This window comes from Flavobacterium tegetincola DSM 22377 (assembly GCF_000425485.1).
Taxonomy (GTDB): Bacteria; Bacteroidota; Bacteroidia; order Flavobacteriales; family Flavobacteriaceae; genus Flavobacterium; species Flavobacterium tegetincola.
On record NZ_KE384385.1, the window covers coordinates 62,785 to 78,581 of the forward strand.

Consider the following 15,797-nt stretch of genomic DNA (forward strand, 5'->3'; position numbering starts at 1 on the left):
GTTATGCGTAAAGAAGATTGTTTCTATTTAGGTAAGATCGCAAAAAAATTTAGTTTTAAAGGGGAAGTTTTGGTCTATCTTGACACAGACGAACCCGAGTTATACGAAAACTTGGAATCAATGTTTGTCGAATGCGGCAAACATTTGGTTCCTTTTTTTATTGAAAACTGTTCGTTACACAAAAATGATTTTCTACGTGTTCGCTTTGAAGATGTAAAAAATGAGGAAGAAGCGGATGCTTTACTAGGCAATCATGTTTATCTTCCTTTAAAAATGTTACCAAAACTTACGGGTAACAAATTCTATTTTCACGAAGTAATTGGATTTGAAGTAGAAGACAAAAGACTTGGAATCGTTGGGGAAATCCAATCCATCAACGACAGTTCAGCACAACCTCTATTTGAAGTTTTGAATGATGGCGTTGAAATCTTAATCCCGATGATTGACCATTTTCTTGTCAAAATTGACCGAGAAAATAAAAAGGTTATTATGGATTTACCAGAAGGACTTATTGAAATGTATTTGTAAAATTATAATTTTGAACCATTAAGAAATTAAGAAATTTAAGGTAAAACTTAATGAAACTCAATTTCTTAATGGTTTTAATTTTTTAGATAAATGTCAACATTTAAATTCAAACAATTTTCTGTAGAACAAGACCGCTGTGCAATGAAAATTGGCACCGATGGCGTTTTACTTGGCGCTTGGAGTCCCATTCCTGAAATTGCGATTAGCGTTTTAGATATTGGTGCTGGAACCGGAATCATTGCTTTAATGCTTGCTCAAAGAAGTACTGCGGAACAAATTGACGCCGTAGAAATCGATGAAGAGGCGTATGAACAAGCTACCGAAAATTTTGAAAACTCTCCTTGGGGTGATCGTTTATTTTGTTTTCATGCCGGTTTAGACGAATTGATTGAAGAACCGGAAGACGAATATGATTTGATTATTTCCAATCCTCCTTTTTACACCGAAAACTACAAAACAGAAGATTCTCAAAGAGATTTAGCACGATTTGAAGTTGCCATGCCTTTTGAAATGTTGGTTGAAGCTGCGGATTTATTGCTTTCTGAAAACGGAATATTTTCAGTAATTATCCCTTTTAAAGAAGAAGAAAGTTTCCTTGCTTTAGCAAGAGATTTTGAATTATTCCCGATGAAAATCACCCGTGTAAAAGGAACATCAACCTCCGAAATCAAGCGAAGTTTATTGGCTTTTAAACGACTTGAAAGTAATGAAATCGAAATTAACGAGTTAGTTATTGAAACCGAAAGACATGTTTACACAGAAGAATATATTTCTTTGACGAAGGATTTTTATTTGAAGATGTAATTCCCTTAAACCGCAATATGGATTACTTCGCCAGTTTACCGGATTCTTGCGCAATGAATATTGATTTAATACATTCATTAAAAACAAAAAGAGGACAACGATTAGCATAATATTTTAACGGACTGCCCTTATCTTTAAAAATACCGAATTTGGGGTAAATTATAACTTCTGTTTGTTGATTTGTTAACTATCTTTCTTTATTTTTGCGAAGACTTAAAATTTCACAACAATGAGACCCGATCTTTTTCAAGCTCCAGATTATTATTTATTAGACGATTTACTTACAGATGAACACAAGCTCGTTCGCGATTCAGCTCGCGCTTGGGTAAAACGTGAAGTTTCTCCAATTATTGAAGACTTTGCACAACGTGCAGAATTTCCAAAACAAATTATAAAAGGTTTGGGCGAAATTGGTGGATTTGGACCTTACATCCCAGAAGAATATGGCGGTGCAGGTTTAGATCAAATTTCTTACGGATTGATTATGCAAGAAATCGAAAGAGGTGATTCAGGCGTTCGTTCTACTTCATCTGTTCAATCTTCTTTGGTAATGTACCCCATTTGGAAATTTGGAACAGAAGAGCAACGTGTAAAATATCTACCAAAATTAGCTACTGGCGAATTTATGGGCTGTTTTGGATTAACTGAACCGGATCATGGTTCAAATCCAAGCGGATTGACTACCAATTTTAAAGACATGGGTGACCATTATTTATTAAATGGTGCAAAAATGTGGATTTCAAATGCTCCCTTTGCAGATATTGCTGTAGTTTGGGCTAAAAATGAAGAAGGAAGAATTCACGGACTTATCGTAGAACGTGGAATGGAAGGTTTTACTACTCCTGAAACACACAATAAATGGTCGCTTCGTGCAAGTGCCACTGGTGAATTGATTTTTGACAATGTGAAAGTACCAAAGGAAAACTTAATGCCAGGAAAATCTGGTTTAGGAGCACCAATGCAATGTTTGGATTCAGCACGATACGGAATCGCTTGGGGCGCTATTGGTGCCGCAATGGATTGTTATGATACAGCTTTGCGTTATGCAAAAGAAAGAATTCAGTTTGACAAACCTATCGCTGGAACGCAATTACAACAAAAGAAATTAGCTGAAATGATTACTGAAATCACAAAAGCACAATTGTTGACTTGGCGTTTAGGTGTTTTGAGAAATGAAGGAAAAGCGACTACCGCTCAAATTTCTATGGCAAAAAGAAATAACGTAGACATGGCAATTAACATTGCTAGAGAAGCGCGTCAAATTCTTGGCGGAATGGGAATTACTGGCGAATATTCAATCATGCGTCACATGATGAACTTGGAATCTGTAATTACTTACGAAGGAACCCATGATATTCATTTATTGATTACTGGAATGGACATTACAGGAATTCCAGCTTTTAAATAATTTTAAAGGTTACAAGATACTATTAAAGTAAAAAGTCCTGATTGCTGAAAAGTAATCAGGACTTTTTTTTATCTAAATTGCAGGACGAAAAAAAACCCGATTATCGAAATAATCGGGCTTTTTGATATTTAAAGTGTTCGATTAGGAACTAAACTATAGGTCCACCTGCTAAAATTTCTTCGTTAGCAAACTCTTCGAATTTAGCAAAATTTTCTTGGAACTTTTTACCTAATTCAATCGCTTTCTTGTCGTAAAGATCTTTGTCTTCCCATGTATTTCTTGGGTTCAAGATTTCACTTGGAACGTTTGGACACGATTGTGGTTTTTCAATTCCAAAAACTTCGTGCTTTTCAAAAGTCACATTATCTAAATCACCTTCTAAAGCAGCGGTAATCATAGCACGCGTATATTTCAATTTCATACGACTTCCAATTCCATAAGGTCCACCAGTCCAACCCGTGTTGATCAACCAAACTTGAACACCAGTATCTTTCAATTTCTGACTTAACATTTCAGCATATTTTGTTGGATGTAACGGCATAAATGGCGCTCCAAAACAAGCAGAAAAGTTAGGTTGTGGCTCTGTAACACCTGCTTCAGTTCCAGCTACTTTTGCAGTATATCCTGAAATAAAGTGGTAAGCCGCTTGACCTGGAGTCAATTTTGAGATTGGAGGTAAAATTCCAAATGAATCTGCTGTTAAGAAGAAAATGTTTTTTGGATTTTTTCCAATTGATCCCGGTTGAATATTATCAATATGGTAAATTGGGTAACTTACACGTGTATTTGGCGTGATTGAAACATCGTCAAAATCCACTTCGTTAGTTCCTTTTTTGAATACAACATTTTCAAGAATTGCTCCTTTTTTAATAGCTCTAAAAATATCCGGCTCCTGCTCTTCCGTTAATGTGATCACTTTAGCATAACAACCGCCTTCAAAGTTGAATACCGTATTTTCAGCAGTCCAACCGTGCTCATCGTCTCCAATTAACTTACGTTTTGGATCTGCCGATAATGTTGTTTTTCCTGTTCCTGAAAGACCGAAGAAAATTGCTGTGTCGCCATCATTTCCTACGTTTGCACTACAGTGCATTGGTAACGTATTTTTATCTACTGGTAAAATAAAGTTTAATGCAGAGAAAATTCCTTTTTTCATCTCTCCAGTATAACCCGTTCCACCGATTAAAGCAATTTTACGTGTAAAGTCTAATATAGCAAAATTATGCTGACGCGTTCCATCAACAGCAGGATCTGCCATAAAACCTGGTGCGCAAATTAATTTCCAATCTGGCGCAAAGTTTGCTAATTCAGACTCTTCTGGACGAAGAAACATATTATAGCAAAATAAGTTTGATGATGCTAATTCAGTTACCACGCGAACGTTTAAACGATAGTTAGGATCTGCACAAACATAACTGTCACGAACAAAAACTTCTTTTTGCTCTGAAAGATAGTTGGTTACTTTTTTATAAAGCTTGTCAAAGTTTTCTGATGAAAAGGGAATGTTAACTTTTCCCCACCATACTTTATCTTCTGTAATAGCATCTTTAACAATGAAACGGTCTTGAGGCGACCTTCCTGTAAACTCGCCGGTGTTAATTGATAGAGCTCCAGTTGAGCTTTCTACTCCTTCGCCAGACTTGATAGTGATATCATGTAGTTGATCTGGCGTCAATTGGTAATGAACATTTGAATTTTTAATTCCTAATTCGTCTAACGAAATCGATTTCGTAATTGAAGCGTTATTATCCATAAATTTAATTGTTGTGTGTGTTTAATACAGATTGCAAAAGTAAAAATTATATTTTAGATGAAGTACTATTCTATTGAAATTGTGACTTATTCTTAAAAATGTCAATAAATACCATCGCCCAAGCGATAATAAATAACAATCCTCCGATTGGTGTTATGAATCCGATTACTTTAAAGTCAAACGAAGTGATTGCATTTGTTGCCAATAAATAAATAGAACCTGAAAAAAATACAACACCAAAGATGACCATTATATGTATGATTTTTTTAGTTTTTTCTTGAACCATGTTGTTTGTTGCCAGAAACAACAAGAATAATGCATGATACATTTGGTAACGAACACCGGTTTCAAAAGTAACCAATGCATTAACATCAATTACCTTTTTTAAAGCGTGTGCTCCAAAAGCTCCTAGAACAATAGAAACTGCTCCTAGAAAAACAGCTGTAAGAATAATCTTTCTATTCATCATTTTGAAAATTTGCACAAAGATACTCAAACTTTTAACGCGAGAAAGATTATAACGTTTTCGTTGGCACAAAATAGATCAATTTGATACCTTTGTGAGAGACAACCTAACTATGAGAAAAATACTTATTATTGGTGCTGGACGTTCCGCATCTTCGCTTATTCGCTACTTGTTGAGCAAATCTGAAGTAGAAAAATTACACATTACAATTGCCGATTTATCAGTAGAATTGGCACAAAAGAAAACTCAAAATCATGCTAATGCTGCTGCATTGGCGCTAGACATTTTCAATACAGAACAGCGCCAAGCTGAAATTCAAAAAGCAGATATCGTTATTTCAATGTTGCCGGCTCACTTGCATATTGAAGTGGCTAAAGATTGTGTGGCTTTTGGCAAAAACATGGTTACCGCTTCTTACATCAGTACCGAAATGCAAGCTTTAAATGACGAAGCTGTGGCAAAAGGACTTGTATTGATGAATGAAGTAGGTCTTGACCCGGGAATTGATCACATGAGCGCCATGAAAGTCATTGACGAAATAAAAGAACAAGGTGGAAAAATCATTTTGTTTGAATCGTTTTGTGGTGGTTTAGTCGCTCCTGAATCAGATAATAATTTGTGGAATTACAAATTTACTTGGGCTCCTAGAAACGTAGTTTTAGCCGGTCAAGGTGGAACTGCGAAATTTATTCAAGAAGGAAAATACAAATACATTCCGTATCAAAAGCTGTTTCGTAGAACGGAATATTTTCATGTAGAAGGTTACGGGAAATTTGAAGGCTATGCCAATCGTGATTCTTTGAAGTACCAAAATGTTTATGGCTTGGAGGATGCATTGACCTTATATAGAGGAACAATTCGAAGAGTTGGCTTTTCAAAAGCATGGAATGTTTTTGTCCAGTTGGGAATGACAGACGACACGTATGTTATTGATAATTCAGACACAATTAGTTTCCGTGATTTTACCAACTTGTTTTTACCGTATCACCCATCGGATTCTGTGGAATCTAAATTCAGAATGAGCACGGGAATTGAACAAGATGATATTATTTGGGACAAACTTTTAGAACTTGATTTATTTAGTGCAACAAAAATTGTCGGTGTAAAGAATGGAACACCTGCTCAAATTTTAGAACGCATCCTGAACGACAGTTGGACTCTTGCTCCGGAAGATAAAGATATGATTGTGATGTATCATAAATTTGGGTACGAATTAAATGGCGAACACAAACAAATTGACGCCACAATGGTTTGTCTTGGCGACGACCAAACTTATACTGCAATGGCAAAAACCGTTGGACTTCCTGTGGCAATGGCGACGCTTCAGATTTTAAACGGAAATATTAAAACGCCCGGTGTGCAATTGCCAATTCGTAAGGAAGTGTACTTGCCGATATTAAAAGAATTGGAGGAATTTGGTGTGGTTTTTCATGAGAAAGAAATGCCTTACTTTGGATACAATCCCGATCGATTGACGGTTTAATGATCGCACAATACAATATATAAATTCGCTTTGATTTCAGAGCGAATTTTTTTTGAATTTACTTTTTCTTGATACCATTGCAAGCGTTCTTGTAGCAACCTCGGTAGCCCCGATAGGATGGAATCCCGATTTTTTTATCGGGATGGAAGGATAGCGGGAAAATGGATTGCTGAAAAAGCCCAAGCGATTCGCTCCAAAATAATCAACTGGAAGTATGCAGAAAGCTGCATTTACTCGAACTTGATGGGTTTCAAAACTAAAAAAATCCGCTTTCAAATGAATGAAAGCGGATTTTGGTATTTATATCAATTTGGGTTAGTCTCTTGAACCGCCAAATACTTGTAAAGCCCAATAAAGTAAAGTGGCAACGGCTCCAATTGCAGCTACAAGATAGGTTCTTGCCGCCCATTTTAAGGAGTCTTCGGCACCTGCATATTCTTCTTGACTCAACATGTTTTTATTTTTTAGCCATGCTAAAGCGCGGTTACTTGCATCGTATTCTACTGGCAATGTTATAAAGGTAAAGATGGTGGTAATACCCATTAAGATTACTCCGGCAACGGCTACATAATAAGCCATTCCAAGACCTGCAGCTGCACCCATAATCAGTCCTCCGATGATGAGCCATTGTGAGACACTTGACGAAACATTTACCATTGGGACCATTGCCGAACGGAATTTTAACATATCGTATGCTTGTGCGTGTTGCACTGCGTGACCTACCTCGTGAGCGGCAACGGCGGCTGCGGCTGCATTTCGCTGGTTATACACGGCTTCACTTAAATTTACTGTTTTATCTGATGGATTGTAATGATCGGTCAATCGTCCTGGTGTAGAAATTACTTGCACGTCGCGAATACCGTGATCTGCTAACATTTTTTCGGCAATTTCGGCACCGCTCATCCCGTTGCGCAATTGCACTTTTGAATAGAATTCAAACTTGCTTTTTAATTTGTTGCTTACCGCCCAACTTACTAAAGCAATTATTCCAATTAAAATATAATATCCCCACATAGTTTTTGATTTTGGTACGAATATAACAAATTGTATTCCACTTGCAAACTAATGTCAGTTTGGCGGTAGTTAAAGATTTTATAAAAGTTAACGGTAGTCGTTTATAAGTAGACCTTTTTTTAACAAATAAGACTCTATATTGAGCTTCGGAGATGCACAAATGAGCTTCTAACTCCCAAGTTATTGCAGTTTTGTACACTGATTGCTTGAACTAAAAAACCTCCAACATCTTTATGATATTGGAGGTCCTTTTTAAAAAAACAATGCATTATCCCACTAGGTTGATGATTTTTCCTGGAACGATAATTACTTTATTTGGCGTTCTACCTTCTAGTTGTTTGATGGTTCTTTCGTCGTTCATTACTATTTCTTGAATTTGTTCTTTGGTTAAATCCAAAGGCAAGTTCAGGGTGAAACGCATTTTACCATTAAAAGAAACTGGATATTCCTTATTGCTTTCCACTAAATATTCTGGGTTGAATATTGGAAAAGCGGCTGTTGAAATACTCATTTGGTGTCCTAACTTTTCCCACAATTCTTCGGCGATGTGGGGTGCATACGGCGAAATTAAGATTGCCAACGGCTCTAAAATACTACGTTCGTGGCATTTCATGGCAGTTAATTCATTCACGGCAATCATAAATTGACTAACCGAGGTATTGAATGAAAATCCTTCAATATCATCGTTGACTTTCTTGATCGTTTTGTGCAAAGTTTTTAAGGCCTCCGCCGAAGCTGGATTAGACGTTACTATCAATCCATTTTCGTCAAAGTACAACCTCCATAGTTTTCGCAAGAATCCGAAAACTCCCGAAATTCCGCCGGTATTCCAAGGCTTTGCTTGTTCTAATGGACCTAAAAACATTTCGTATAAACGTAAGGTATCTGCTCCGTATTCGTTGCAGATGTCGTCTGGATTAACTACATTATACCAACGTTTAGACATTTTCTCAACTTCACGACCAACGTAAAATTTGCCATTTTCAGAAATAAATTCAGCATTATTAAATTGTGGTTGCCACTCTCTTAATTTTTCTGTGTCAATTTCATCAGACGAATTTACAAGACTTACATCAATGTGAAGACCTTCTGTATCATACTCATTTTTAAGATTTTTAGAAACATATTTATTAGTTCCTGAAATTCTATATACTAAAGCACTCATTCCCAAAATCATTCCCTGATTGATCAATTTCTTGAACGGTTCGTCTTGATTTACGTAGCCTCGATCTTTCAAGAATTTATTCCAGAAACGAGAATATAGCAAGTGACCCGTTGCGTGTTCGCTTCCTCCTATATATAAATCGACGTTTTGCCAATAGTTTTGTGCATCTTTCGACACCATTTCGTCCTCATTATGAGCGTCCATGTAACGCAACCAATACCAAGAACTTCCTGCCCAACCTGGCATGGTATTTAATTCTAAAGGAAAAATTGTTTTATGATCGATCAAATCATTACTTACCACTGCATGTTGTAACGTGTCCCATGCCCAAACATTTGCATTTCCTAAAGGCGGTTGGCCGTCATCGGTTGGCAAATATTTTTCTACTTCCGGTAATCTGATGGGCAAGTGTTGTTTGGCAATCATTTGCGGCAATCCATTTACGTAATACACTGGAAACGGTTCGCCCCAATACCTTTGACGGGAGAAAACAGCATCTCGCATACGGTAATTTATTTTGCCTTTCCCTTGCTCTATTTCCTCCAAAGCTTCGATGGCTTTTGCCGAAGCTTCTTTGTAGGTCATTCCGTTTAAAAAATCGGAGTCCACTAACTTGAAACCTTCTTTTGCTCCAAAAGCATTTTCAGAAATGTCTTGGTCGAAAATATTCTTAATTTCCGGCATCCCTTCTGTTCCCTTATAGAAATTAGCGAAGGCATAATCGCGTTCGTCACCACAAGGAACCGCCATAACTGCACCTGTTCCGTAGCCGGCAAGTACATAATCGCCAATCCAAACGGGAACTGGTTCTTTAGTAAAAGGATGTTCAGCATAAGCTCCGGTAAACACACCTGAAATGGTTTTAACATCTGCCATTCGTTCGCGTTCACTACGTTTTGCAGTTGCTTCAATATAGGCTTCAACCGCTTGTTTTTGTGCTGGAGTTGTAATTTTTGCAACCAAATCGTGTTCGGGTGCCAAAGTCATAAAGGTCACTCCGAAGATGGTGTCGGGACGGGTGGTAAAAACTTCAATTTTATACGCATTCGTTTCGTCTCCAGATAAGATGTAATCTACATTGTCTTGCTCGATTTCTGAATCTTTTACTTTAAAAGACACCAACGCACCGACCGACTTTCCGATCCAATTTCGTTGACTTTCTTTCAATGATTCCGTCCAATCAATCGTATCTAAACCTTGAAGCAGACGTTCTGCATAGGCAGAAATTCGCATGCTCCACTGCGTCATTTTTTTACGAACTACAGGATGTCCACCACGTTCTGAAACGCCACCAACGATTTCGTCGTTTGCCAAAACGGTTTTTAAACCGGGACACCAATTGACTTCCGTTTCGGCAAGAAACGTCATTCGGTATTGTAGTAAGATTCTTTCTTGTGCTTCTTTTGTGTAGGATTTCCAATCGTCGGCCGAAAATGCAGCGATGCTATCATCACAAACGGCGTTTACTTTTGAATTTCCGTTGGCTTCAAACTCCATGATTAGGGTTTTGATGTCACGGGCTTCATCCGAATCTTTGTCGTACCAAGATTCGAATAATTGGATGAAAATCCATTGGGTCCATTTGTAATAATCAGGACTTGACGTACGCACTTCCCGACTCCAATCAAATGAAAAACCAATGCGGTCCAACTGTTGACGGTACCGTGCAATGTTTTCCTTGGTTGTTTTATCGGGATGTTGACCCGTTTGGATTGCATATTGCTCGGCTGGAAGTCCAAAACTGTCGTAACCTTGCGGGTGCAAAACATTAAATCCTTTATGACGTTTGAATCGGGCATAAATATCCGAAGCAATGTACCCTAATGGATGTCCTACGTGTAATCCGGCTCCTGAAGGATAAGGAAACATGTCTAAAACATAATATTTAGGTCTATCGGAATTGTTTTCGGCTTGAAATGTACCGTTTTCACTCCAATGTTTTTGCCACTTGGCTTCAATTTCGTTGGGATTGTATTTCATGTTTATTTTTTTTTTGCCGCGAAGGCACGAAGATGCAAAGTTTGTTTTTCTAAAGGATTCAAAAATTAAAATAGCTTTTCAATTAGCCATAGACTAAAATGGAAATTTTGTCATTGCCACTGATGAGACCACCCTATTATGAGATTGCTTCGTTCCTCGCAATGACGGCCCGAATGATTCGCTTCTATACAAAAAAAATCAATTCGAGTGAGCAAATTTACATATATTGTACGAAAGTCAAAACTTTGAACGTTATAAAGTATGATTAAACAAATTGTTTATTATTTTTACGCCATAATTAAAAAACTATGAGTTCTTCTTACGATAAATTTCAAAAACGCAGGTTAATATCCTCTTATTTCTCGGTTGTATTGAGCGTCTTTTTGGTGCTTTTTCTGTTGGGTATATTGGGTTTATTTGTAATCAATTCGAAGAATCTTGCCGATGACTTCAAAGAAGAAATCGCCATGACGGTATTTTTTGACAATGATACAAACGACACGATTATAAAAGCTTTTGACAGTGAATTACAAACTGCTCCGTTTGTAAAATCCTTTGTTTATGTAACGAAAGATGAAGCTGCGAAACAACATACCGATATTATTGGCGAAGATTTCATGACCTTTTTAGGTACCAATCCGTTGCAAAACTCGTTTGATATTCACTTAAAAGCGGATTATATTGTGAACGATAGTATTGCAAAAATCGAAACGCGCTTGCGTAAAAACGAAGCGATTTCAGACATTGTGTACGACAAACAGTTGGTGAATTTAGTAAACGACAACATCAAGAAAGTAAGTTTTTGGATCTTAATCATCAGCGGTTTTCTTGCTTTTATAGCGGTTTTGTTGATCAACAGTTCCATGCGGCTTTCAATTTATTCCAATCGTTTTATCATTAAAACGATGCAAATGGTGGGTGCGACAAAATCTTTTATCAGAAAACCTTTTATTTGGAGAAGTGTAAAACTGGGAATGATTGGCGCTGGATTGGCTATTTTAGCATTAATCGCAACCTTATATTATGTGAATCTTACGTATCCAAATCTGAATATTTTAGCAGAAGAGGCTTTGACGGCAGCGGTTTTAGTTGGCGTTTTAGTAGTTGGAATTATCATAACTTGGTTGAGTACGTTCTTTGCAACGCAACGTTTCTTGAACTTAAGAACAGACGATTTATATTAATTATAAATTATGAGTTACGAAGCCGGAATTTGAAGGTTAGCGCTAAAATCTAAAAGTAAAAAAATATACAAATGGAAAATAAACCACAACACGAGTTTCTTTTTGACCGCGTAAATTACAAATTCTTATTAATTGGACTTGCCGTAATCGCTTTAGGGTTTATCCTAATGTCAGGCGGTGGCACAGATGATCCTGCTGTTTTTAGTGACAAAATTTTCAACTGGCAACGCATTCGATTGGCACCCACAACCGTTTTAATTGGTTTTGGGATTACAATTTATGCCATCTTGAAAAAGAGTAAATAATTAGCCTTCAGTCACAACCTTCAGTCGCGGTAGGCAATGTCTACAGTTGTCAATTTTTATTTTATTGAGAACATCAAACTCTCAACTAGTACATCATAAATCATAATTCATAACTCATAATTTAAAAAATGGATACGTTACAAGCCATTCTGATTGCCATTATTGAAGGTCTTACCGAATTTTTACCGATTTCTTCAACCGCCCACATGGGATTTCTTGCAACACTTTTAGGAATGGGCGAAAGCGAATTTCTGAAAATGTTTCAGGTTTCGATACAATTTGGTGCCATTTTGGCGATTGTAGTATTGTATTGGAGAAAGTTTTTTGACTTTTCAAATTTTAATTTCTATCTCAAATTGATTTATGCCGTAATTCCAGCGTTGGTCTTGGGCTTTTTATTTGACGAAATGATTGAAGAAGTGTTGGGAAATCAAATTGCAATCTCATCAGTTTTGGTTCTGGGTGGAGTAGTCCTTTTATTTGTAGACAATTGGTTTAAGAACCCGAAAGTGCTAGATGAAAAAGACATTTCCATCAAGACTGCAATCATTATTGGTTTCTGGCAATGTTTGGCAATGATGCCGGGAACTTCACGTTCTGCAGCTTCCATAATTGGTGGTATGACGCAAGGTTTGAGTAGAAAAGCTTCGGCTGAATTTTCGTTCTTTTTAGCGGTTCCTACGATGTTAGCGGTTACGGTTTATTCTATTTTTGTGAAAACTTGGGGCAAAGGAACAGCAACTGAAATGAAAGGTTTTGAAATGATTTTGCAAGACCAGAATCACATCAACTTGTTTATTATCGGGAATATAGTGGCTTTTGTCGTGGCGTTACTTGCTGTAAAAACGTTTATAACGGTATTGACAAAGTACGGTTTTAAATTTTGGGGTTGGTACAGAATTATTATCGGAATTGCATTATTGATTTATTTCTACACTAAATAATGGAGAAATTAACTATCGAAAATTACCAAGAAGGCCAAGTTTTATTGGTAGACAAACCATTGACTTGGAGTTCCTTTCAAGCGGTTAATAAATTAAAATACCATTTGATCAACAAAGTTGGACTTCCCAAAAAGTTTAAAATTGGTCATGCGGGAACTTTAGATCCTTTGGCCACGGGACTTCTGATTGTTTGCACGGGAAAATTTACCAAAACAATTTCTGAAATTCAAGGTCAAGCCAAAGAATATACTGGCACATTTTATATTGGTGCTACTACTCCATCGTACGATTTGGAGACAGAAATTGACGAAACATTTCCCACTGTACATATCGACGAAGCGTTAATTCATGAAACGGTAAAACAATTTCTGGGTGAAATTGACCAGAAACCACCGATATTTTCAGCAATAAAAAAAGACGGAAAACGACTTTATGAACACGCTCGTGCTGGTGAAGAAGTGGAAATCGCTTTTAGAAAAACTACCATTTACGAATTTGAAATTACTAGAATTGCGTTACCTGAAATTGATTTTAGAGTAAAATGTTCTAAAGGAACTTACATTCGCTCTCTGGCTTTTGACTTCGGAAAAGCGATGCAATCCGGTTCGCATTTGACTGCTTTACGTCGAACTAAAATTGGAGATTATTCGGTTGAAAATGCTTTCTCTCCTGAAAACTTGGAGCATTTATAATTGTAAAGTTTTCAAAGCAAAGCAACTACGTATCTGAAAATTTAGTAAATTTACTTACTATTTAAAATTCCTTATTATGAAACCATCAGAACGAAAAGCAGAAAACTTGGCCACTCCAGGCGAACCTATGTCTCAAGAAAGTTTTGAAAATCTAATTAAAGAAGCTGAAGAAGGAGAGTTTCACACTTTAGAAGAATCAAAAAAGCTATTTAAAGAATGGAGAGCCAAAGTAAAACCGTAGTAACTTCCGCGCTATTCGACCATCGGGATATTCCATCGATATTTTATTATGGAATGGAAACTTTTGGAATCCGAATTGCTGATACTTTTATTGAAGAAATATATTATCGGGTCGGATTGTTAGAAACGCAATATCTTCTTCATCCCGAATGCCGTCATTTAAAAACTAAAGACAAAATCTACCGAAACATAATAATAGGCTCCTATCTAATCATTTACCGCATTACTGAAAATCGGATAGAAGTATTAAGAGCCTTTCACGGAAGTCGCTCACCAAAAACAATTAAATCTTCAAAGAAGATTCTTATTTAAGCAAAGCTACAATCTCTTTTTGAGTCGAAACTCCTTTATCATGTAAATACCACATTTGCAAATCTGTCTTAGCCGTTTCATCTACAACGCCATGTTTTGCCTTGTAATCTAAGATTAAATTACGTGCGTCGGTTGGTCTTGGACCCCAATCTGCAACAACTTCTAGCGCATTTTTTTCTAAAATAATCATCTTCGGAATGGCCTTTCCACCGTTTGTTAAATACAAATTCATCAGTTCAGGATTTTCATCACGGAAAGCAATTTTCAATTCTACCTTATCAGAAATTTGAGCCATTTTATTTATGATGGGCAAAATTTGAGCCGCATCACCACACCATCCTTCTGATAGCACTAGCCAAATGTATTCTGTATTTAATGCCTCCAAAGCTTGACTGGTTTCAGAAGTAATTTTAATGGTTTTATCTAAACGATTCATTCTTGTTTCGTTCAATTCGCTGTAATGTACTAAATCCGCGGATTGTTCGTCACCTGAAGTTTTCCCTACTGTTAATAAGTTTTGTAAGCGTGTTCTATAATCTTCGTACGAATACGCTTTTGCTAAACTATTTAAAATTATATCTTTCATTTATTTGTTTTTTAAATCATTGTTATACAAAGATACGTTTATGCTACTTCAAGCAAATGATAAAAGTTAGTTAAAGGTAATTTTTTCCAAAGAAAAAAAGGAATTGTCTATATTTGCACCTGCAAAGCAAAAGACACTGTTTTAAATCTAGTTTTTACTTCAGAAGATTTTATTTTGCATGATCCAAATTCCAAAAAAACAACACTCCAATGAAATACAAAAGAATTCTTCTAAAATTAAGTGGTGAAGCTTTAATGGGTGACCGTCAGTACGGTATTGACCCTATTCGTTTAGCCGAATATGCTGATGATATCAAAACCATCCACGAACAAGGAGTAGAAATAGCCATCGTTATTGGTGGTGGAAATATTTTTAGAGGAGTTGCCGGTGCAAGTAACGGTATGGACCGAGTTCAAGGCGATTACATGGGAATGTTGGCAACAATCATTAACGGAATGGCGCTTCAAGGTGCTTTGGAAGACAAAGGAATGTTGACACGTTTGCAAACAGCGTTAAAAATTGAAGCGATTGCGGAACCTTATATCAAACGAAGAGCAGTTCGACATTTAGAAAAAGGGAGAATTGTAATTTTTGGTGCAGGAACTGGAAATCCTTATTTTACAACGGATACTGCAGCGGTTTTGAGAGGTGTTGAAATCGATGCGGATGTAATTTTAAAAGGAACGCGTGTAGATGGAATTTATACTTCTGATCCTGAAAAAGATGCTTCGGCAACTAAATTTGAACGTATTTCTTTTGAAGATGTACTTGCAAAAGGATTGAATGTTATGGATACTACTGCATTTACATTAAGTCAAGAAAACGAATTGCCTATTGTGGTTTTTGACATGAATAAACCAGGTAATTTACTTAAAATTTGTCAAGGAGAAAATATTGGAACATTAGTAAATAAATAAAGTTTAAAAGATTATG

16 protein-coding genes are annotated in these 15,797 nt (G+C 36.6%); 11 read left to right on the top strand and 5 right to left on the bottom strand.

What is annotated here, in order from left to right:
- The first annotated feature begins 3 nt into the window (after nucleotides 1-3).
- The 3 genes from rimM to H602_RS0113520 all read left to right on the top strand — a co-directional run bounded on the left by rimM (nucleotide 4) and on the right by H602_RS0113520 (nucleotide 2,740).
- A complete protein-coding gene (gene rimM / locus H602_RS0113510) occupies nucleotides 4-528 on the top strand; it encodes a ribosome maturation factor RimM (protein ID WP_026978476.1) in 525 nt (174 codons plus the stop codon).
- Nucleotides 529-618: 90 nt separating this feature from the next.
- Entirely contained in the window at nucleotides 619-1,332 is a 714-nt protein-coding gene (locus H602_RS0113515; protein WP_026978477.1) for a tRNA1(Val) (adenine(37)-N6)-methyltransferase, read from the top strand.
- A 229-nt stretch (nucleotides 1,333-1,561) separates the two neighbouring features.
- Nucleotides 1,562-2,740: an acyl-CoA dehydrogenase family protein gene (locus tag H602_RS0113520; protein WP_026978478.1), complete on the top strand. Its 1,179-nt coding sequence runs from the start codon at nucleotides 1,562-1,564 to the stop codon at nucleotides 2,738-2,740.
- A gap of 148 nt (nucleotides 2,741-2,888) precedes the next feature.
- On the opposite strand, the gene pckA is transcribed toward H602_RS0113520, so the two are convergent.
- Complete coding sequence (gene pckA, locus H602_RS0113525) at nucleotides 2,889-4,493, bottom strand: phosphoenolpyruvate carboxykinase (ATP) (RefSeq protein ID WP_026978479.1); 1,605 nt, start codon at nucleotides 4,491-4,493, stop codon at nucleotides 2,889-2,891.
- Nucleotides 4,494-4,563: 70 nt separating this feature from the next.
- The gene (locus H602_RS0113530; RefSeq protein ID WP_342663503.1) at nucleotides 4,564-4,962 is read right to left on the bottom strand and encodes a DUF423 domain-containing protein; all 399 of its coding nucleotides are present in this window, start codon (nucleotides 4,960-4,962) and stop codon (nucleotides 4,564-4,566) included.
- A gap of 109 nt (nucleotides 4,963-5,071) precedes the next feature.
- Between H602_RS0113530 and H602_RS0113535 the strand changes: the two genes are divergently transcribed.
- Entirely contained in the window at nucleotides 5,072-6,442 is a 1,371-nt protein-coding gene (locus H602_RS0113535) for a saccharopine dehydrogenase family protein (protein ID WP_026978481.1), read from the top strand.
- A 315-nt stretch (nucleotides 6,443-6,757) separates the two neighbouring features.
- Here H602_RS0113535 and H602_RS0113545 read toward each other — a convergent pair whose 3' ends face one another.
- Together H602_RS0113545 and leuS are read right to left on the bottom strand one after the other, a co-directional pair.
- The gene (locus tag H602_RS0113545) at nucleotides 6,758-7,456 is read right to left on the bottom strand and encodes a zinc metallopeptidase (RefSeq protein ID WP_026978483.1); all 699 of its coding nucleotides are present in this window, start codon (nucleotides 7,454-7,456) and stop codon (nucleotides 6,758-6,760) included.
- Nucleotides 7,457-7,724: 268 nt separating this feature from the next.
- Complete coding sequence (gene leuS, locus H602_RS0113550) at nucleotides 7,725-10,601, bottom strand: leucine--tRNA ligase (RefSeq protein WP_026978484.1); 2,877 nt, start codon at nucleotides 10,599-10,601, stop codon at nucleotides 7,725-7,727.
- A gap of 308 nt (nucleotides 10,602-10,909) precedes the next feature.
- Here leuS and H602_RS0113560 point away from each other — a divergent pair, with 308 nt between their 5' ends.
- The 6 genes from H602_RS0113560 to H602_RS0113585 all read left to right on the top strand — a co-directional run bounded on the left by H602_RS0113560 (nucleotide 10,910) and on the right by H602_RS0113585 (nucleotide 14,278).
- Nucleotides 10,910-11,785 (top strand): cell division protein FtsX, encoded by an 876-nt coding sequence (locus tag H602_RS0113560; RefSeq protein WP_026978485.1) that lies wholly within the window; start codon nucleotides 10,910-10,912, stop codon nucleotides 11,783-11,785.
- Between the two features lie 71 nt (nucleotides 11,786-11,856).
- On the top strand, nucleotides 11,857-12,090 hold the full coding sequence (locus H602_RS0113565; protein ID WP_026978486.1) for a DUF3098 domain-containing protein: 234 nt from the start codon (nucleotides 11,857-11,859) through the stop codon (nucleotides 12,088-12,090).
- A 128-nt stretch (nucleotides 12,091-12,218) separates the two neighbouring features.
- A complete protein-coding gene (locus H602_RS0113570) occupies nucleotides 12,219-13,034 on the top strand; it encodes an undecaprenyl-diphosphate phosphatase (protein WP_026978487.1) in 816 nt (271 codons plus the stop codon).
- Nucleotides 13,034-13,726, top strand: coding sequence for a tRNA pseudouridine(55) synthase TruB (gene truB / locus H602_RS0113575; protein ID WP_035759660.1), 693 nt, complete (start codon nucleotides 13,034-13,036; stop codon nucleotides 13,724-13,726). Before H602_RS0113570 ends, truB begins: the two co-directional genes overlap by 1 nt.
- 76 nt (nucleotides 13,727-13,802) lie before the next feature.
- On the top strand, nucleotides 13,803-13,967 hold the full coding sequence (locus H602_RS19955) for a hypothetical protein (RefSeq protein WP_157505070.1): 165 nt from the start codon (nucleotides 13,803-13,805) through the stop codon (nucleotides 13,965-13,967).
- The gene (locus H602_RS0113585; protein ID WP_026978489.1) at nucleotides 13,943-14,278 is read left to right on the top strand and encodes a type II toxin-antitoxin system RelE/ParE family toxin; all 336 of its coding nucleotides are present in this window, start codon (nucleotides 13,943-13,945) and stop codon (nucleotides 14,276-14,278) included. Before H602_RS19955 ends, H602_RS0113585 begins: the two co-directional genes overlap by 25 nt.
- Here the strand turns inward: H602_RS0113585 and H602_RS0113590 are convergent.
- A complete protein-coding gene (locus H602_RS0113590) occupies nucleotides 14,271-14,864 on the bottom strand; it encodes a thioredoxin family protein (protein WP_026978490.1) in 594 nt (197 codons plus the stop codon). The genes H602_RS0113585 and H602_RS0113590 overlap by 8 nt on opposite strands.
- A gap of 209 nt (nucleotides 14,865-15,073) precedes the next feature.
- On the opposite strand from H602_RS0113590, the gene pyrH reads away from it, so the two are divergent.
- Nucleotides 15,074-15,781 carry a UMP kinase gene (pyrH, locus tag H602_RS0113595; protein WP_026978491.1) on the top strand — a complete coding sequence of 236 codons (708 nt, stop codon included), beginning with the start codon at nucleotides 15,074-15,076 and terminating at the stop codon, nucleotides 15,779-15,781.
- The last annotated feature ends 16 nt before the right edge of the window (nucleotides 15,782-15,797 follow it).